An 18,756-nucleotide genomic window follows, 5' to 3' on the forward strand; every position below is an offset into this window, starting at 1 on the left:
AATAACCGCTAAAGCGGTTTATTTTTTATTTCCTTTCACTGGCTCCCCCGTAAACGGGTCAATATATTCTAACAATGAAATTTGATCTGCTACTTTATCTTCTTGTATTTGATTTCTAATGTATTCTTCTATTTTTTTCGCATTTTTACCTACTGTATCAACATAATATCCTCTACACCAGAAATGTCTATTCCCATATTTATATTTTAAATTTGCATGTCTATCGAATATTATTAAAGAACTCTTTCCTTTCAAATATCCCATTATCTCTGATACACTATATTTAGGTGGTATTCTGACTAACATGTGTATATGGTCACTACAACATTCTGCTTCTATTATTTCTATACCTTTTCTTTCACATAATTCTCTAAGTATCTTTCCTATATCCGCCTTTAATCTTCCATAAATTATTTGTCTTCGATACTTTGGAGCAAATACCAGATGATATTTACATTCCCAGGTTGTATGTGATAAACTATTTTTGTCCATCGGACACACCTCCTATGATCTAATAATTGTGGTTGGCAAACCCACTTTATTTTATCACAGGGGGTATTTTTCTTGAAGCTAAAGCATTTTCCCTCCACCTGCATAGCAGGTGGTTTATTGTATGAGATACAATTAAAAGGTGCGGCAAAATATATTTTGCCGCACCTTTTTTTAATACATAAACCGATTGATATCTTCTTTTGTCACACCCTTATGCAAAGATATATTAAGCGCATTTGCTATGATGTTTGAAAGCCTGTCTATAACGGCGTCTACCTCTTTCGGGGTAACAAACATATTGCCTGAATAAGGAGTTAGAAGCTGTAATATAAGCTGATATTTTTCCTGGCTTTCAAGGCCGATTAAAGCATCATAAAATTCATGGCCTGAACCCGTTTCTTTAATCATCTGAGAAAGGAGCAAATCCATAGTATCGTTTACAAGGGTAGCCGCGTCAACCACCGTAGGAACACCTATGGCTATTACGGGAACACCAAGGCTTTCTTCATTGAGGGCCTGCCTTTTATTTCCCATGCCTGCTCCCGGGGCGACCCCTGTATCAGAGATTTGTATGGTTGAGTTAATCCTGTTTACGCTTCTTGAGGCCAGTGCATCTATGGCTATAATGAGAGAGGGCCTAAGCCTTTCCACAAGACCTTTTACAGTTTCATAGGTTTCTATTCCCGTTATTCCCATAACCCCGGGAGAAAGGGCGGCAACAGGTCTTACGCGGCTGTCTATGCTGTCGGGAAGATGCTCCTTTATATGCCTTGTAATAAGCGTCTTAGATATTACTCTGGGCCCCAAGGCGTCAGGGGTGACATTCCAGTTGCCAAGGCCTATGATTAATACGGTTTCATTTTGATTTAAATTTATTATCTGAGAGAAATTATCGACCATTATTTTTATTATTTCTTCATGGGCATCTACATCATTTGTCCGCAGGGCTTCTGATTCTATGGTTATATAATTGCCTATAGGCCTTCCCATGAGCTTTTCTCCGTTTTCATTGGTAATTTTTACCCATGTGACCTTTACGCCAGAGTCTTCATTTACTTCCATCTCAACGCCGTCCAGTTCCTCCCCTTTTTCCTCTGAAACGGCCTCTTTTACTTCTAAGGCCAAGTCTGTATATATGCTTTTACTGAAATTTCCGAACTGCTTTTTCTCCATGGTTCCTCCTTTTAATATATAGTCCATTTGCTTTTATGATTTTATAAGTATTTGGTTTTAGTGGGTATACTTTTAAACTTCGTCGTTTTTAAGCTTCTTTTCAATACTAAATAAGGTAAAAGCAAATGAACTATGCGACTATTTCATATTTATTGAAACATTGACTCCGCTTCTTTTACTTTAAAATTGCCTAAAGACTTTATTACTCGTATTTTTACCATAAAATTTTAAGATATTCATTGACTTTAAGACAAATATCATATACAATTATCTGTGTTTGATTTAGCAGGGTGTGATGTATATTAATAATCATCATGCTGTTGGCAATTATTTTTTATAACGGAGGTGAGCAAATTGGCAAATATTAAATCTGCTAAGAAAAGAATTAAGGTTTCTGCTAAAAAATCCTTAAGAAATAAAATGATTAAATCTAAGACTAAAACAGCAATTAAAAAAGTAATTGTTGCTTCTGAGGCAGGTAACAAAGAGGGAGCGGCAGAAGCTTTGGCAAACGCTGTTAAAACCATAGATAAGGCTGCCTCCAAGGGTATCTATCATAAGAACAACGCCGCAAGAAAAAAATCAAGACTTGCAAAATTGGTTAATAAAATCAGCGCATAGCTATTAAAATCAGGCTGCCTATATGGCAGCTTTTTTACTGTTAGGAGATTCTATGAAATGGTCTGGTAAAAGCTTTCATTCTTTGAACTTTTTCATGAAGAATAAATTCGGTGAAAAAATCGTTAAAATCCCCATAGACGCAGGCTTTACCTGCCCCAACAGAGACGGTCTTCTTTCAACAGGCGGCTGTATTTTTTGCAGCGGCAGAGGCTCCGGCGATTTTATTGTAAATAATCCTTCTATTACGGCGCAGTTTTATGAATATATTAAATTAATTAAAAAGAAATGGCCCAAAGCTAAGTATATTCCTTATTTTCAGGCCTTTACCAATACTTATGCAGATGTTAATACCTTGCGTAAAAAATATTACGAGGCCTTAAGCCTTGAAAACATCGTCGGTCTTTCCATAGCCACAAGGCCTGATTGTTTAAATGATGAAATTATATCGCTTCTGAAAGAAATAAATGAAAAAACCTTTTTAATGGTGGAGCTGGGGCTTCAAAGTTCAAAGCCTGCAACCTCTTTCATCATAAACAGGTGCCATGACAATGAAATATTTGAAAGCGCTGTTAAAAAGCTTAAAGACGCAGGCATAAACGTAGTATGCCATGTGATTTTAGGCCTTCCCTATGAAACAAAGTCGGATATGCTAAATACGGTAAAATACGCCGTAAACACAGGCATAGACGGCATAAAGCTCCATCTTCTGTATATATGCGAAGATACAGAAATTGCAAAGATGTATAAAAGAGGAGAATTTAAGGCGCTGGAATTTGACGAGTATATAGACATCCTTATTTCCGCCATAGAAATTATTCCTGAAAACATTGTAATACACCGTATTACAGGGGACCCGCCCAGAGATAAGGTCATTGCGCCCCAATTTTCCGTTAAAAAATTCGAGCTTTTGAATGCCATAGATAGGGAATTTAAACAAAGAAATACTTATCAGGGAAAGTTTAAAGAATAGAAAAACTTCTTTTAACATACTTTTACATTATATTTTAGCTAAAATATACAGGTTTTTAAGGGTTTATTTAAAAAATATCTCTGCTTGTCTTGTTAATACCTGCATTTTACTATATAATATTTATAATTACTCAGCTTTGAGGTGAAGTTATTGGAAAATCAAGAGTATCAACAAGTAAAAAATAAACTCTTACTCATGTACTTAATAGATAAAATGGATATTCCTCTTTCCAGCAGCCAAATTTCTCAATTTGCTTTGGAAGAGAATTTTATGGACTATTTTACCTTAAGGCAGTGTCTTGCTGAAATGGTTGAAAATAATCAGCTTGAATCCGTCAGAGAAAACAACAACACCCGATATACCATTACGGAAACCGGGCTCCAAGCATTGGATTATTTTGAAAAGCGTATTCCTTTAAATATAAGAAACAAAATAAATAAATACGTTCTCGACAATAGAAAATGCATCAAAAAAGATTATGAAACCACGGCTAATTACTTTAAGGATATTCACGCAGGCGATTATACGGTTAAATGCGGCATCTATGAAGACGACGCCCTCCTTATGGAAATCAACTTATCCGTTGTTTCAAGAGAGCAGGCAAAGCTTATTTGCAGCAATTGGAAGGCAAATGTAAATAATCTCTACGGAAGTATTTTAAGTAAGCTTATAACAAAGCCTGAAGCCCCGGCAAACGCTGAAAAAGCCGAAGATGAAAATACCCCTTCCCCTTCCGAAGATATTATTAACCCCATGGAAAACAATATAAATTAATATACATTATAATAATGAATACATATAGAAAAATAGATTTTTGTTATTACCTTAAAGCTATTTTACTATAAAAACATCAAGCTTTAATACGGCTTGATGTTTTTTATTTAATCCGGTATATATTCCGCTATGTCGGATAATTTGCAATTCAGTATTTTACATAAGGTATTCAATGTATTTGTAGAAACTGATTCATTATTTTGAAGCCGCAGCAAAGTGGAGCCGCTGATGTTCTCCTCTCTTCCTTTATTCCTTAATGTATATGTGGTAGCCCCCTTCTCTTTCATAGTCTTCCACAGCGGAGCATATGAAATCACCTTATTACCCCCTTTACTTTTCTTCAGTATGCCCTATAATGAACATATATTGTTATGCTCAATATTGGTCATATTATGAAAGGAGATTGTAAATAATGGATTATCAAAAAGCTTACTTAATTTTATTTAATGGAATTACCGACGCATTAACTGAACTTTATAGCGGAAATATCGGCTACGCAGAAAATATATTAAAAGATTTACAGACTAGAACAGAGGAAATGTATATAGAAACTGAAAATAATTAAAATGTTATCTGAGAGAGTGCAGCAAGTTAAATTTGCAGCGCTCTTTTTTACAATTTTCATCATTGCTTTACATCTGTATATACACCTGTTATAATATAGACAATTTTATTTTAAACATTAAGTAAGCTGTGGTTTTGTCATAGCATTAAATCAGTGAAATGAAATTATCTTATTGTTATTTGAATTGAAAATCACTGTACAAAAATACTATAAAGAGGAGGGTCCAATGGATACGGAAGAAAGGCGAAAGCGGATACAGAGAATGATATCCTCTTCTGCGGCTCCTATAACAGGAAATGAGCTTGCCGCTCAGATGGGCGTTACAAGGCAGGTTGTAGTAAAAGATATAGCCCTTCTGCGGGCAGGTGGGTCTCCCATATTTGCTACGCCTTCCGGCTATGTATGGCTTGACCAGGCGGCTTCTCCAAAGGCTGTTAGAATCATATTCTGCAAACACGATACTTTAGCATCAGCTAAGGAAGAACTTATGATTATAGTTAAATCTGGAGGAACCGTTAAAGATGTAATGATAGAGCACCCCGTCTATGGAGAGCTTACAGGCTCTCTTTTACTTCGTACTCCTGAGGCCGTTGAAAATCTTATTGAACGCCTTGGCCGTCCGGGGACAAAAATGCTTTCCGCCATGACAGACGGTGTGCATATTCACACCATAGAAGCGTCCAGTGAAAGTATTCTTGATGAAATAGAAAAAAAGCTTATGAAAGCCAATATCCTTATTTCTTAAAAATTAGGCATTATTTATAAATAGAATAACTACAAGCATATTAAATAAACCTACAGGTCTATTTAATATCTACATCTAGGTAAAACAGGCTAAAATTTTGATTTTACAAACAAACCCTAACGCTCTCTCCATAAAATACAGCATCGGATTTATTTTATCGGAGATAAGGCAATTTACTTTTATGACCCTGTAAGTATTCGGTTCCGGAGAGTATAAAATAAGAAAAAAGCAAATTGACAGCATTCTTATTTCATATAAATTCAAGCATGGTAAAAGTTTAAAGGATTTTAAATATGAATTTACCTATACTAAAAAGTTTTAACTAAGCTGCAAAGTAAATTTACTATATAAACAGAAGGGAAAGCATAATGGAAGTCACAGAAAAAATTAAAAAGCTGCAAAAAGAGCGTAATGCATTGATTTTAGCGCATTTTTATCAGCCGGGGGAAGTTCAGGATATTGCTGATGTTGTGGGGGACTCTTTGGAGCTTGCAAAGGCTGCGAGAGATGCAGAAAATGACGTTATTGTCTTTTGCGGCGTGCGCTTTATGGCAGAGACTGCAAAGATACTCAACCCTGATAAAACTGTTCTTCTTCCTGCCATTGACGCAGGCTGCCCTATGGCAGATATGATTACTGCCGAGGAAGTGATGCGCCTGAAAGAAGAAAACCCCAATGCTGCAGTTCTATGCTATGTAAATTCAGATATTGAAGTAAAGGCTGTAAGCGATATTTGCGCTACATCGTCAAACGCCGTTAAAATAGCGCAGTCTCTTAAGGAAGAAGAAATCATTTTCGTTCCTGATCAATGCCTTGGTAGCTATGTTGCCCAGTTTCTTCCTGAAAAGAAATTTATACTTCCCAAGGGCTTCTGCCCTACCCATATGAAAATTACCTCAGCCGATATAAAGGCTGCGAGAGCCGCAAAGCCCAACGCAAGGCTTCTTGTTCACCCGGAATGCGCTCCTGAGGTTGTAAAGCTTGCGGATTTTGCAGGAAGCACGGCTCAAATAATAAAGGAAGCTGTAAATTCCTCTCATAAAGAGTTTTTAATAGGAACAGAAGAAGGCATACTGCACCGTCTTGTTAAGCTATGCCCCGATAAAAAGTTTTATAATATCGGCCGCAGCCAAACATGCCCTAACATGAAAAAAACAAATATAGATTTAGTTTTAAACGCTTTAGAAAAAATGGAACACGAAATAAAAGTTAAAGAAGACCTTGCAAAAAAGGCCGTTAAAAGCCTGGAAAGAATGTTTTCGGTTCCTTTATAAATTTATAAAGAGAAATTTATTATACAAAAGAAGCTCATACCTGTTTCCTATACATACCCAAAAGCAGCAGGAGAACTTTAAAAGCTTTTAAAATTCTTGCTATCTAGCTGTAAATTTGATTTTCAGCGGTATAAAATAGGAAAAAGACAAATTAACAATGCTCCTATTTCATATGAATTCAAGTATCAGAAATCATTATTCATTTTAATGATTCACCGAAGGGACAATATGAATAAGTTTATTTTAAATACAGAAAACGCAGTATCTATAGAAACGGATATTATGATTGCAGGCTCCGGAGCCGCAGGGCTTTACGCCGCTTTAAGCCTGCCTCCTGAAATAAAATGCATAATCCTTAATAAAGACGGAAAAGAAGTGAGCAATTCCATATTTGCCCAAGGGGGAATTTCAGCGGTTACCCAACAGGATGAATTCCTTAGAAAAGGCCATATTGAAGACACGCTTTTAGCCGGCGCAGGGCTCTGCAATGAAGAAGCCGTCCGCATTTTAGTCAGTGAAGCCGCTGAAAACATAGAAAAACTAATAGAATTCGGCGTGCCCTTCGACAGAAAAAACGGGGAGCTTTTAAAAACCCGCGAAGGCGGTCACAGAGAAAGGCGGATACTCCACTGCGGCGGCGATGCCACAGGCCTCCATATTACAAAAACCCTTTTAGAAAAAGCAATGAAAAGGGACAATATAAAGTTTATAAATTATGCTCTGATTACGGATATCTTATCCGATGATAGGGGCGTTACCGGTGCCCTTGTTCTTAAAGAAAATAAAGAAGTTCTTTTAATCAATACCCGAAGAATCATACTTGCATCGGGAGGTATCGGGCGTATCTATTCCGGCAGCACCAATGCCCTTTCTGCCACAGGGGACGGCATGGCTCTGGCATTAAGGGCGGGGGCAGCACTTAAGGACATGGAATTTATACAATTCCACCCTACGGTCCTTTGCGGTTCCGATTCCTCCGGCCGTTCTTTTCTTGTTTCTGAAGCCTTAAGAGGCGAAGGCGCAAGGCTTATGAACAGCAAAGGGGTCTATTTTATGGAGGGGGCCCACCCTATGGCAGACCTTGCCCCAAGAGATATTGTGGCAAGAGCCATATTCTCTGAGCTTGAAAAAAGCGGCGACAATTGCGTTTATCTTGATATTACTCACAGAGACCGGGATTTTCTTAAAGAGCGTTTTCCTACTATATTCACTGAGTGTATGGAAAGAGGCATAGATATCTCCGAAAAACCCATACCCGTCCACCCTCTTCAGCATTATATCATGGGAGGCATTAAAACTGGGCTCTACGGTGAAACCGCTCTCAAAGGCCTTTATGCCTGCGGAGAAACCGCCTGTACAGGCATTCACGGCGCAAACCGCCTTGCAAGCAATTCTCTTCTTGAATGCCTCGTTTTTGGAAGGAGGGCCGCACTCCACGCCTCAGCGCTTTCCCCTTCTGAAGGAAAGAAACATCATATTTCAAATTGCTCTATGGGAAGAGAAAAAGCAGATTGGAAAGAAATTTCCGAAAAGATTCAATTTATCATGACGAACTGCTGCGGCATTATCAGAGACGGTAAAGGTCTTTTAAAAGCCATAAATGAATTAAAAGCAATTTCAAATACTCTTGAAAATTCACTGTTAAATACGAAAGACGCCATCGAAACCTTTCATATGTCTTTAGTGGCCCTTGCCGTTGCGGAAGGGGCAATGAAAAGGGAAAAGAGCATAGGCGCCCATTACAGAAAAGATAGCAAGGAGGATAAATAATGTATATACCCGGCATGGAAGAAATCGTGCATCTTGCACTTAAGGAGGACATCGGAAACGGCGACGTAACCACCCTTTCCACAGTCCCTTCGGAAAACATCAGCTCCGGAAAGTTTATTGCCAAGGAAAACCTTATTGTATGCGGCCTTCCTGTAATTCAGTATGTATATGAAACAATAGATTCCCGTATAAAAATCAACTTCTTAGTTAACGATGGGGATTCCGTAAGCAAGGGAGATATTATAGCCACCATTGAAGGGCCTTCTCAGGGGATACTTACAGGAGAGCGGACGGCCCTTAATCTCCTCCAAAGGCTTTCGGGGGTTGCAACAAAAACAAGAGAAGCCGTAAACCAAATAGAAGGCACCAATGCCGTAATCGTAGATACAAGAAAAACCACCCCGGGAATGCGCGCCTTAGAAAAATATGCCGTGAGAACAGGGGGCGGAACAAACCACCGTATCGGCCTTTACGACGGTATCCTTATAAAGGATAACCATATACAGGCAGCCGGCGGAATAACACAAGCCATCAATAACGCCAGGGCATATGCCCACCATCTGCTTAAAATAGAAGTTGAGGTTGAAAATTTTATACAGCTTGAAGAAGCCCTTAACGCCAAGGCAGATATTATTATGCTGGATAATATGTCCGTATCCCATATGGCAGAGGCCGTTAAAATAGTCCGTGGCAGGGCTTTAACCGAAGCATCGGGAAATATGGGGGAGAAAAATTTAAAAGAGGTAGCCGAAACAGGCGTAGACCTCATATCTATAGGCGCCCTTACCCACTCGTCAAGAGCCATGGATATCAGCCTGAAATTTAATGCATATAGTAAATAAACTTAAAAAGAGAGCATATTTATTTCCTATAAAGCAGTTTCATTAAGTTTCCTGCGGAAATCCGTGTTTTTAAGTCTGTGAGCGGACAGGTATTTGTTGCTTCTTTGCAAGAAATTTATTATAAAAATAGGTTAAACTCAAATAAAAGTAAAATAGTAGTGTTGTAAATTTGCTTTTCCTTGATTTTATGCCTTCTTAGAGCCTGTTATTTACTGCGGAAGAAAAGCAAATTTACTATAAGCTAAAAGGCATGGATAATCCATGCCTTTTTTGATCATATTGATTCACAGACCCATACCCTTTAAGAGCGTATTTATTTATATACAGTAAATTTCACAGAAGGATGCAATAAAAATCTATTTTTTATAAACGGCTTAAACATATAGAATCCCTATGTTTAAGCCATTCAAAATATACGATTTTTATTACTGTTTAATTTGAAATTGACTATACAGCCAATAAACTTAAAAAGTTTGTTGGCAAGGGAACGTGCACCTGAAAACCCTTTTTCAGGTGCACTAAGTATAAATTATGGAATTATAGTAAATGGGAGATTTTTATGTATAAAATATTAATTATAGAAGATGACAGGGTTATTGCGGAAGAAATATCCAAGGGGCTTATGAAATGGGGCTATCATACTGAAAAGATTACCGACTTTTCTGATATTATCAACCAATTTATTGATTTTTCTCCCCATTTAGTCTTAATGGATATTTCCCTCCCCTTTTATAACGGATACCATTGGTGCCAGGAAATACGGAAGATTTCAAAGGCACCTGTTCTCTTTCTTTCCTCTTCCTGTGAAAATATCAATATTATTATGGCTATCAATATGGGGGGAGACGACTTTATTTCAAAGCCCTTTGATATGGACATGCTTGCGGCTAAGGTCCAGGCTCTTTTAAGGCGTTCTTATACCTTTCAGATGAATGAGGTCATTCAAGAGCATAACGGGGCAATCCTTAACATCTCAGACGGGACATTAATATATAACGGTGAAAAAATAGAATTAACCCGAAATGAATTCCGTATGCTGCAGCTTTTTTTCAGCAATAAGGGGAAAATACTTTCAAGGGAAGCTCTTATGAAGCATCTTTGGGAAAGCGACTGTTTTATTGATGATAACACTTTAACCGTAAACATCGCACGCCTTCGGAAAAAACTTGAAGAAGCAGGGCTTCCTCATTTTATATCTACTAAAAAGGGTATCGGCTATATTTTGGAGGATAACAATGGAGCATAAAATAAGCCGCAAAAAAATTATTCTAAGCTGGCTCAAATTCCGTTTCAGGCTTTTAATTTCAATCATGGGACTGAGCCTTTTATTTATTGTTCTTTCGATGCTTTACCATATAAATATATCGCCTTCTTTATACGGGGCTTTTCTTAGTCTTTTTATTACCTTTCTATGGTGTATTCTGGATTTTTATAAGTTTATCCGTAAAATAAGGCAAGTTGAAGAAGCCCGTCTTAATTTTAAAATCGCCCTTTCTCCCCTTCCTGAAGCGGATCATTTAATTGAGGAACTTTATGAAAATTTTATAGAGGATCTATACGAAGACAGGCTGGAGATAATTTCTGAAACTGAAAAAGAAAAAAGCAATCGGGAAGATTATTACACCCTTTGGGTCCATCAGATAAAAACCCCCATTGCCGCCTTAGGTCTTCTTTTACGCTCGGATCATGTTGAGGAAAACACCTTTTTTATGGAACAGGAGCTTTTTAAAATAGAGCAGTATGCTGAAATGGTTCTCCAATATATTCGGCTGGAAAGCCTCTCCTTTGATTTGATTTTAAAGGAATATGCCATATATGAAATCATAAAACAGTCTGTAAAAAAATACGCTTACTCTTTTATAGGAAAGAAGCTTTCCCTTAATCTTGAAGAATTTAAGCTTAAAGCAGTTACCGATGAAAAATGGCTTAGCTTTATTCTGGAGCAGCTTCTGTCAAACTGTATAAAATATACGGCTGAAGGGGAAATAAAAATAGCCTTGGCTCCCGATAACAGCCGCACCTTGATTATTTCCGATACAGGCATAGGCATAAAGCCGGAGGACCTGTCAAGGATATTTGACCGGGGGTTTACAGGATATAACGGGCGGATGGATAAAACCTCTACGGGAATCGGCCTTTATCTTTGCAAAAAGGTAGCTTATAAGCTTTCCATAGAGCTTTCCGTAAGCTCTAAAGTAAATGAAGGAACAACTTACCGTATTTATTTTCCTCCTTATCCCGGAACCTTACAAAAATGAAAGATTGGGTGTTCAATTGTAAGATAAAGCGATGGTTTTAACAAGGCCCCCTTGATATACTGAAAAAGGCTTAAACATTTCTTGATTATAATAGGAGCGCCTAAAAAAGGCCCTTGTCAATTTATGTTAAATTTAAAGCGAAACCGGAATAAAAATAAATTGACTATAACAAAGGAGGAATTTTCTATTGTCATTATTGGAAGTGAAAAATTTAAATAAAATATATACTGCAAGATTCGGCGGCAATTGTGTTCAGGCATTGGATAATGTAAATTTTTCCGTAGAAAACGGAGAATACGTAGCCATCATGGGAGAATCCGGCTCGGGAAAGACCACCCTTTTAAACCTGCTGGCTTCTTTGGATAAGCCTAGCGGTGGAGAGATTTACCTTGACGGGAAGGCTTTTTCTAAAATAAAGCAAAATACCCTCTGCGCTTTCAGAAGGGATAATCTTGGATTTGTTTTTCAGGATTTTAACCTTTTAGACAGCTTCTCTTTACAGGATAATATTGTTTTACCCTTAGTGCTTCAAAATACAGACCATGAAGAAATGTTTGTAAGGCTAAATGAATTGGCGTCAAAGCTTGAAATTAAAGCGCTTTTGCAAAAATACCCCTATGAGGTATCAGGCGGGCAGAAGCAAAGAGCTGCCGCTGCCCGGGCCCTTATTACAAGGCCTAAGCTTATTTTGGCAGATGAGCCTACAGGGGCTTTGGATTCAAAATCCGCTTCCCAGCTTTTAAGCTTATTTTCAGACATCAATAAACAGGGCCAGACCATACTTATGGTTACTCACAGCGTGCCTGCTGCAAGCCATGCAAAAAGAGTGCTTTTCATTAAGGACGGGTGCCTGTTTAATCAAATATACAGAGGGGAAAGGTCCAACGAAGAAATGTTTCGCCTTATTTCGGATACGCTTTCCATCTTACAGTCGGGAGGCGGAAATAATGGATAAAATCCGTTTTCTGCCAAGGCTTGCTATAAACAGCATTAAAAAAAGCGCCCCTGCTTATTTGCCCTATATTCTGGCAACGTCCTTTGCAGTATTTGTGTTTTTTATATTCGGCGCAATATCTTCAAACCCTATAATGAAAACTTTTCCCCACGCAGGCTATCTTCTATTACTTATGGAAGTAGGAAAGGTTCTTCTGGGGATTATTCTTGTTCCCTTTCTTTTTTACACCAATAGCTTCTTAATGAAACGGCGTAAAAAGGAGCTTGGCCTTTACAGTATTTTAGGCCTTGAAAAAAGGCATATAGGATTCATCATATCCGCTGAAACCTTTATGGTTTGCATAATATCCCTTATTTTAGGTATTGTCTTTGCTCTTGTATTTTCAAGGCTTATATTTGTGATGCTTCTTAATATAACGGGGCTTCCTGTTGAAATAGCCTTTACAGCGAACCTTGGAAGTTATATATCTACTTTAAAGTTTTTCGGGAGCATCTTCTTTTTGAACCTTATTATAAATATATTTCAGGTTTCAAAAACAAAGCCTTCGGATTTATTTCAAAGCGCACGCCAAGGGGAAAAACAGCCTAAACACCTGTGGCCGTCTACTGTTTTAGGCATTTCCTCTTTAGGCTTTGGCTATTACCTTGCAATCAATTTCGAGCTTGACAGCAATTTTATATTTGTATTTTTCGGAGCAATTCTCCTTGTCATCATTGGAACTTACTGCCTTTTTACATCAGGGATTATTACATTGCTCCGTTTTCTCAAAAAGAATAAAAATTATTACTATAAAAAAGGAAATTTCGTAACAATTTCCGGGATGCTCTACCGTATGAGAAAAAATGCCGCAAGCCTTTCAAATATCTGTATCTTCAGCACCATGGTCATTGTGACTTTAGTGTGTACGGTTTCTCTTTTTAAAGGCCTTGACCATATTGCTTCTTATAAATATCCCTATGATGTGGATATAAGGTTTTTAAAAAATGAGTTTAATCTTAAAAATGAGCTTATGGAAAAAATCGCATCCCATGCTGAAAATACAAATACAACTGTAGAAGATTTCATTGAATTTGAGTATTTCGGCATAGCTCTTGAAAAAGACGGTTCTTCTTTTAAATGGCCTGACAACCCTGAAAAATACCCCAAAACCTACTCTTTCCGTATCCTCAGCTTAGATGAATATAATGCTATCGAAGGGACAGAGGAAACACTGTCAAATGAGGAGGCCTTGTTTTTCAGCACCGGAAAAAATCAAGGATTTAAAGAAGTTCAAATAGGAAATACGAATTATAAAATAAAAAAAGAACTTGAATCTCTTAAATTTGAGTCTAAAGAACCTTTGAATTTGAACGAAATCTATTATTTAATCGTATCGGATAAAGATGAGCAAAAAGGTCTTTACGATAAAATGAATGTTCCCGAAGATAAATATATATATACTGTACGCTTTAATATTGCCGGAGAAAAAGAAAATAAAGAAAAATTTATTTCAAATATGTCCCTATGGGTTGAAGATGCCCCCGGGTATTATATATTCGATAACCGTATCAGCGGCGAAAAAGATGATACTGCCATATTGGGCGGCCTTCTGTTTTTAGGGATTTTCTTCGGGATAATCTTTCTCGTCTGTATGGTCATGATAATGTATTACAAGCAATTGTCCGAAGGATATGAGGATAAAAATAATTACGACGTTATGCAGCAGGTGGGGATGAGTGAAAGCGAAGTAAAGCATACCATAAGCCGGCAGATTATAACCGTATTTTTTCTCCCCCTTATTATGGCATTTCTCCACACTTCTATGGCCTTAAGGCCTGTTGAGGTAATGCTAAGAACATTAAATCTCTATAGTCATAAATTAATTGTTTTAAGTACCGTAGGCGTATCTATAGCTTTTGCCATAGTTTATGTTGTAAGCTATTATCTTACGGCAAAGGCATATTATAAAATAGTGCGCAGATAAATAAAAGGGCTGTTGCAAAATTAACATTTATAACTTCAACATAGCCAGTACCCAAGGAATGCGCAGATTCTAAATTAATTCCCCAATGGGCAAGCCCCATTGGGGAAAATAGCGTGTTTCGTGGCTTTATCTAAGAAAAGCGATGGAATAGCTATTTATCCCTATAGTATCTCGTTTAAAGTACTCTTGAGCTTTAAACAAAGAGGGGTGGTTGCAAGATGAACTTTGCAACCACCCTTTTTCGTTTATTTACTTGCCTATTCCGTAAAGAACGGGAAGCTTCACATGAGAAGGATATGCCTTTCCGTGATAAATTCTGTTTTGGGCTACAATCGGCTTCGGGTCCTCATAGGGGTCTATACCCGTATTTGTGTTGGGGAAAAATTCATAATAATTGCTGGAGGTAATATCAACACGTATTTTATGGCCCTTTTTAAATACATAGCCGTTAAAATACATTTCCATCTCATATTTTTCAATGGCGCCCGGCGTAAGAAGCTCGGGCTTCTCCCAGCCCTTTCTAAATTCTGCTCTGATGACATTATCAGATATTTTTCTCGCAATGCCCTTTTCGTCCACGTCTGAAAGCCTCACGATAAAATCCGTATCTTTGGCGCTTGAAGAAGCGTAAAATTCGGCATATACATTTCCGGCCATGGCTACGTTATTTTCTAAAGCAGGGGTATCGTACACAAGGCAGTCGTTTCGAAGCTGTATCTCATTGCAGATATAAGGCTCTACATGGCCGTCGTTACCGATAGGCTGTTCCGGGTCATAGGTATATTCGTCAAAGGCTTCGTTTTCCTCCGGTTCGAAAACAATACGGCCGTTTCCGAACATGGAATTCGCCTGCCCTTTGCTCGTAAGATAAAGATTTATAAATTTGCTTTCTTCCGGGGTCCAGTCGGCAGATTCCCGCCACTTGTTTTCCCCTACTACATAATAAATTGCCCTTGGTTTTTTATTCTCTCCGTTTTCTATGCCTTTCAGGTAATGGTCGAACCATCTGATGATTCTTGTGTCAAAGTCGTAATCAACGGCATTGTCACCGAATTCAAGGTCCCTGCAATCTCGAAAGGCGTTTAAACCGTGAGGCCAGGGCCCAAGGACAATCCGCCTGCCGGGAGTATCGTTTTCAGTTAAGAATTTCCAGGTCTCCTGAACTCCTAAAGCGTCTCCGTCGTACCAGCCGGATAGGATAAGCATGGGGATTTTTATGTTTTTACTGTGAACAGTGTTATCGCTGTGCCGCCAGAAATCGTCGTAATGGTAATGCTTTGCCCATAAATCCCACGGGCCGGAAGCCTTTCCGATGATTTTTTGGGGAATATCCTTAATAGGCCTGTAGGTAATGGCTTCTTTAATATTGATAGATTCCCCTGAGAAAACCCTATGGTCTATTCTGTTGCTTACAGATTGACCCAAAGTCCAGCATAAAAGAGGCCAGGAGCATATGGTTCCGCCCCTTCTTGCGGTGTCGTAAAAAGGAGAGCCTACGTTTACTTCGCTTATGGCGGTTTTTAAATGAGGATTTCCTGAAGTGGCAGCCGATGTGGTGGTATAGCCTAAATAGCTTGCTCCCCACATGCCGATACTGCCGTTACTCCAATCCTGAGCGGCTATCCAGTCAAATAGGTCGCTTGCGTCTTCCCTTTCATTTTGGAAGGGCTCCAAGATGCCGTCGGAATCGGAACGGCCCCTTACGTCCTGAACGACATAGGCGTATCCTCTGGCCACCCAATGCCAGCAGCGGTTAATGTCTCTCGCCTTGCCGTAGCATGTTCTTACCACAATAGCCGGAACCTTTTCGCCTGCCTTAAGGCCTTCCGGAAGAAAAACCTCCGTTGCAAGATTGGTACCGTCCTTTGTGGGAACCATAATATTGCCCAAATGGTTTACGCCGTATTCCGCCTTTGATAAAAGGGGGTCGTCGTATTTCGCAAGGGGGGTAAGGCTTTCATATCCCGGAATAACGGCAATTTCTGAATGAACCCTTCCCGGGTTATAAAAAGCGATGATTTCATTGTCAACGGTTATAATATCCGTAACCCCGTGGGATTTTCGCTGAGCCCAGATTTGGGCCGTTTTATTTTTTCCGTCAATTTCTTTTTCTATGGTACTGTATTTATGATATTGACTGCCGTTTGAAAGCACTATAACGTCTTCTTCCCATTTGCAGCCGGTATAGATTTCTATGTCTTTATAAATATGATGATAGTCTATAAGGCTCGCCTTCTTATCTTTTGTAAATGGCTTTCTTTTAAGCTGAACCTGAGTTTTTCTGTCTACATTGCAAAGCTCAAGCTCCTTTTCGCTAAAAAGCACCTGACCGTCGTAAACCCCTGATATGTAAATATTAAAGGCTTTGTTCATCAAATAATTTTCCTTCATAGGCTGCCTCCTTAAATTTCATTGCATCTGATACAGCGGATAAAATGGTCCTCCCCTAAATCCGTTACAGGCGGTACTGCCTTTCTGCAGGCCTCTGCTGCATATTCGCACCTCGGGGCAAAACGGCATTCATTTTTAGGGTTAATAGGAGAGGTAATCTCCCCTTTCAGAATGATTCTATCCTTCTTTTCTTTCAGGTTCGGAACAGGAATCGCTGAAAGCAAGGCTTTTGTATAAGGGTGCTTTGGATTTTTAAAAAGCTCTTTCGTCGGGGCCATTTCAACCATTTGCCCCAGATACATGACAATAATATTATTGGAAACATGCTTTACGACACTTAAATCATGGGTTATGAACATATAGGTATAGCCGAACTGCATTTGGAGCCTTTTTAAAAGATTGAGTATCTGGGCCTGTATGCTTACGTCAAGGGCGGATACCGGCTCATCGCATACAATGAATTCAGGATTCAGGGCCAGGGCTCTTGCAATGCCGATTCTCTGGCGTCTGCCCCCGTCCATTTCATGGGGATAGGCATTTATAAATCTTTCGGAAAGGCCCACAAGCTCCATAAGCTCAAAAACTCTTTTTTCTCTTTCTTTTCTGGAAGGGTACATTCTATGGATATCAAAGGCTTCCGCAATGGCACCATACACTGTTTTTCTGGGGTTTAAGGAAGAAAAGGGGTCCTGAAATATCATCTGTATCTTTTTTCTGTATTCTTTTGTCTTACTGCGATTAATCTTGGTCAAATCCTGCCCTTCAAATAAGATTTCTCCTCCTGTAGGCTCTAAAAGCATGGAAAGAAGCCTGCCTGTGGTGGATTTTCCACAGCCCGACTCTCCTACCACGCCGATGGTCTTTCCTTTTTCCACAGAAAAGTCAAGGCCGTCCACAGCATGGAGATTTCCTCCGGGGGTAGGAAAATATTTTTTAAGGCCCTTTACTTCAATATAAGGATTACTCATATTTTATGACCTCCTTTACAGGAAGCTTATTTTCATATATAAAGCATCTGGTTTTATGCCCCGGTTCCCACTCTGTATCGTCTGGGGATTCCCTAGCGCAAAGCCCAGAAGCGTATTTGCATCTTGGGTGGAATTTACAGCCGGAAGGAAGGTCATGAGGGTCAGGCATAAGGCCCTCAATGGGGGAAAGAAATTCCGTCTCTTTATAAATATCCGGGATGCTTCCGAAAAGCCCGTTAGTATAGGGGTGGAGCGGATTTTCAAAAATATCTTTGATGGAGCCGGATTCCACAATCTCTCCTGCATACATAATGGCAACCCTGTCGCAGATTTCAGACACTACCCCTAAATCATGGGTAATCAAAATCATTGAAGTTCTAAGCTTCTCCTTAAGCCCCTTCATAAGCTCAAGGACCTGGGCCTGAATGGTCACGTCAAGAGCCGTTGTAGGCTCGTCCGCTATGAGAAGCTTGGGGTTACAGGCAAGGGCCATGGCGATAACAACTCTTTGCTTCATTCCCCCCGAAAACTGATGAGGGTATTCATAAGCCCTTTCGGCAGGGATTCTTACCAGTTCAAGCATTTCTATGGCCTTTTTTTCAGACTCTGATTTACTTAAATTTTGATGATTTTCTATAACTTCCGCTATTTGGCTTACCACAGGAAAAACAGGATTTAAGGCGGTCATAGGGTCTTGAAATATCATGGAGATTTCCTTTCCCCTGATTTTTCTGTAAGCCTCTTCTTTAAGGCTGAGGAGGTTCTTTTCGTTAAATAAAATTTTTCCCTTTTCTATTTTCCCCGGCGGGCAGTCAATAAGGCCCATGATGCCAAGGGCGGTAGTGGTTTTTCCTGCGCCTGTCTCTCCTACAAGGCCTAAGGTCTCTCCTTCGTTTATACTAAGGTTAACGCCGTTCACGGCATCAACCGTTCCGTCGTCAGTATGAAATTTAATGAAGAGATTTTCTATATCCAGTATTTTTTTATCCATTCCA

General features: G+C 39.0%; 18 protein-coding genes. 12 read left to right on the forward strand and 6 right to left on the reverse strand.

Annotation, left to right across the window (positions count from 1 at the left end; translation table 11 throughout):
* Positions 1 to 18: 18 nt before the first annotated feature.
* Both tnpA and gpr read right to left on the reverse strand, forming a co-directional pair.
* A complete protein-coding gene (tnpA, locus tag NBX03_RS11265; protein WP_250227316.1) occupies positions 19 to 492 on the reverse strand; it encodes an IS200/IS605 family transposase in 474 nt (157 codons plus the stop codon).
* Positions 493 to 663: 171 nt separating this feature from the next.
* Positions 664 to 1,665, reverse strand: a complete 1,002-nt coding sequence (gene gpr / locus NBX03_RS11270; RefSeq protein ID WP_250227875.1) for a GPR endopeptidase — start codon at positions 1,663 to 1,665, stop codon at positions 664 to 666.
* Positions 1,666 to 2,019: 354 nt separating this feature from the next.
* On the opposite strand from gpr, the gene rpsT reads away from it, so the two are divergent.
* The 3 genes from rpsT to NBX03_RS11285 all read left to right on the forward strand — a co-directional run bounded on the left by rpsT (position 2,020) and on the right by NBX03_RS11285 (position 4,030).
* Positions 2,020 to 2,286, forward strand: coding sequence for a 30S ribosomal protein S20 (gene rpsT, locus NBX03_RS11275; protein WP_250227876.1), 267 nt, complete (start codon positions 2,020 to 2,022; stop codon positions 2,284 to 2,286).
* 52 nt (positions 2,287 to 2,338) lie between these two features.
* Complete coding sequence (locus tag NBX03_RS11280) at positions 2,339 to 3,256, forward strand: TIGR01212 family radical SAM protein (protein ID WP_250227877.1); 918 nt, start codon at positions 2,339 to 2,341, stop codon at positions 3,254 to 3,256.
* Positions 3,257 to 3,406: 150 nt separating this feature from the next.
* The gene (locus NBX03_RS11285) at positions 3,407 to 4,030 is read left to right on the forward strand and encodes a DUF4364 family protein (RefSeq protein WP_250227878.1); all 624 of its coding nucleotides are present in this window, start codon (positions 3,407 to 3,409) and stop codon (positions 4,028 to 4,030) included.
* Between the two features lie 107 nt (positions 4,031 to 4,137).
* On the opposite strand, the gene NBX03_RS11290 is transcribed toward NBX03_RS11285, so the two are convergent.
* Positions 4,138 to 4,347, reverse strand: coding sequence for a helix-turn-helix domain-containing protein (locus tag NBX03_RS11290; protein WP_250227879.1), 210 nt, complete (start codon positions 4,345 to 4,347; stop codon positions 4,138 to 4,140).
* A gap of 95 nt (positions 4,348 to 4,442) precedes the next feature.
* Between NBX03_RS11290 and NBX03_RS11295 the strand changes: the two genes are divergently transcribed.
* The 9 genes from NBX03_RS11295 (at position 4,443) to NBX03_RS11335 (ending at position 14,402) form a co-directional block, all read left to right on the forward strand.
* Positions 4,443 to 4,595: a hypothetical protein gene (locus NBX03_RS11295; protein ID WP_250227880.1), complete on the forward strand. Its 153-nt coding sequence runs from the start codon at positions 4,443 to 4,445 to the stop codon at positions 4,593 to 4,595.
* A gap of 226 nt (positions 4,596 to 4,821) precedes the next feature.
* Positions 4,822 to 5,340, forward strand: coding sequence for a transcription repressor NadR (locus NBX03_RS11300; protein ID WP_250227881.1), 519 nt, complete (start codon positions 4,822 to 4,824; stop codon positions 5,338 to 5,340).
* A 368-nt stretch (positions 5,341 to 5,708) separates the two neighbouring features.
* Entirely contained in the window at positions 5,709 to 6,614 is a 906-nt protein-coding gene (gene nadA, locus NBX03_RS11305) for a quinolinate synthase NadA (RefSeq protein ID WP_250227882.1), read from the forward strand.
* A 228-nt stretch (positions 6,615 to 6,842) separates the two neighbouring features.
* On the forward strand, positions 6,843 to 8,384 hold the full coding sequence (nadB, locus tag NBX03_RS11310; RefSeq protein WP_250227883.1) for an L-aspartate oxidase: 1,542 nt from the start codon (positions 6,843 to 6,845) through the stop codon (positions 8,382 to 8,384).
* Positions 8,384 to 9,226 carry a carboxylating nicotinate-nucleotide diphosphorylase gene (nadC, locus tag NBX03_RS11315; RefSeq protein ID WP_250227884.1) on the forward strand — a complete coding sequence of 281 codons (843 nt, stop codon included), beginning with the start codon at positions 8,384 to 8,386 and terminating at the stop codon, positions 9,224 to 9,226. Before nadB ends, nadC begins: the two co-directional genes overlap by 1 nt.
* A gap of 559 nt (positions 9,227 to 9,785) precedes the next feature.
* Positions 9,786 to 10,472, forward strand: coding sequence for a response regulator transcription factor (locus tag NBX03_RS11320; RefSeq protein ID WP_250227885.1), 687 nt, complete (start codon positions 9,786 to 9,788; stop codon positions 10,470 to 10,472).
* The gene (locus NBX03_RS11325) at positions 10,462 to 11,484 is read left to right on the forward strand and encodes a sensor histidine kinase (protein WP_250227886.1); all 1,023 of its coding nucleotides are present in this window, start codon (positions 10,462 to 10,464) and stop codon (positions 11,482 to 11,484) included. The genes NBX03_RS11320 and NBX03_RS11325 overlap by 11 nt, the downstream gene beginning before the upstream one ends.
* 187 nt (positions 11,485 to 11,671) lie before the next feature.
* Positions 11,672 to 12,439, forward strand: coding sequence for an ABC transporter ATP-binding protein (locus NBX03_RS11330; protein ID WP_250227887.1), 768 nt, complete (start codon positions 11,672 to 11,674; stop codon positions 12,437 to 12,439).
* On the forward strand, positions 12,432 to 14,402 hold the full coding sequence (locus NBX03_RS11335) for an FtsX-like permease family protein (protein ID WP_250227888.1): 1,971 nt from the start codon (positions 12,432 to 12,434) through the stop codon (positions 14,400 to 14,402). Before NBX03_RS11330 ends, NBX03_RS11335 begins: the two co-directional genes overlap by 8 nt.
* A 249-nt stretch (positions 14,403 to 14,651) precedes the next feature.
* On the opposite strand, the gene NBX03_RS11340 is transcribed toward NBX03_RS11335, so the two are convergent.
* Genes NBX03_RS11340 through NBX03_RS11350 form a run of 3 tightly spaced genes read right to left on the reverse strand, consistent with a single transcriptional unit; the run spans position 14,652 to position 18,752 of the window.
* Complete coding sequence (locus NBX03_RS11340; RefSeq protein ID WP_250227889.1) at positions 14,652 to 16,793, reverse strand: CocE/NonD family hydrolase; 2,142 nt, start codon at positions 16,791 to 16,793, stop codon at positions 14,652 to 14,654.
* 11 nt (positions 16,794 to 16,804) lie between these two features.
* Positions 16,805 to 17,761, reverse strand: a complete 957-nt coding sequence (locus NBX03_RS11345) for an ABC transporter ATP-binding protein (protein ID WP_250227890.1) — start codon at positions 17,759 to 17,761, stop codon at positions 16,805 to 16,807.
* Positions 17,754 to 18,752: an ABC transporter ATP-binding protein gene (locus NBX03_RS11350; RefSeq protein ID WP_250227891.1), complete on the reverse strand. Its 999-nt coding sequence runs from the start codon at positions 18,750 to 18,752 to the stop codon at positions 17,754 to 17,756. The genes NBX03_RS11345 and NBX03_RS11350 overlap by 8 nt, the downstream gene beginning before the upstream one ends.
* Positions 18,753 to 18,756 lie beyond the last annotated feature (4 nt).

The sequence above is a fragment of the Anaeropeptidivorans aminofermentans genome, assembly GCF_940670685.1.
In the GTDB taxonomy this organism is placed as follows: Bacteria; Bacillota; Clostridia; order Lachnospirales; family UBA5962; genus Anaeropeptidivorans; species Anaeropeptidivorans aminofermentans.

Coding starts and splice junctions, on each gene's coding strand:
- NBX03_RS11340 (WP_250227889.1), bottom strand. CDS start 16,793: ATGAAGGAAAATTATTTGATGAACAAAGCCTTTAATATTTACATATCA.
- nadB (WP_250227883.1), top strand. CDS start 6,843: ATGAATAAGTTTATTTTAAATACAGAAAACGCAGTATCTATAGAAACG.
- NBX03_RS11300 (WP_250227881.1), top strand. CDS start 4,822: ATGGATACGGAAGAAAGGCGAAAGCGGATACAGAGAATGATATCCTCT.
- nadC (WP_250227884.1), top strand. CDS start 8,384: ATGTATATACCCGGCATGGAAGAAATCGTGCATCTTGCACTTAAGGAG.
- tnpA (WP_250227316.1), bottom strand. CDS start 492: ATGGACAAAAATAGTTTATCACATACAACCTGGGAATGTAAATATCAT.
- NBX03_RS11335 (WP_250227888.1), top strand. CDS start 12,432: ATGGATAAAATCCGTTTTCTGCCAAGGCTTGCTATAAACAGCATTAAA.
- NBX03_RS11345 (WP_250227890.1), bottom strand. CDS start 17,761: ATGAGTAATCCTTATATTGAAGTAAAGGGCCTTAAAAAATATTTTCCT.
- NBX03_RS11325 (WP_250227886.1), top strand. CDS start 10,462: ATGGAGCATAAAATAAGCCGCAAAAAAATTATTCTAAGCTGGCTCAAA.
- gpr (WP_250227875.1), bottom strand. CDS start 1,665: ATGGAGAAAAAGCAGTTCGGAAATTTCAGTAAAAGCATATATACAGAC.
- NBX03_RS11295 (WP_250227880.1), top strand. CDS start 4,443: ATGGATTATCAAAAAGCTTACTTAATTTTATTTAATGGAATTACCGAC.
- nadA (WP_250227882.1), top strand. CDS start 5,709: ATGGAAGTCACAGAAAAAATTAAAAAGCTGCAAAAAGAGCGTAATGCA.
- NBX03_RS11280 (WP_250227877.1), top strand. CDS start 2,339: ATGAAATGGTCTGGTAAAAGCTTTCATTCTTTGAACTTTTTCATGAAG.
- NBX03_RS11320 (WP_250227885.1), top strand. CDS start 9,786: ATGTATAAAATATTAATTATAGAAGATGACAGGGTTATTGCGGAAGAA.
- NBX03_RS11350 (WP_250227891.1), bottom strand. CDS start 18,752: ATGGATAAAAAAATACTGGATATAGAAAATCTCTTCATTAAATTTCAT.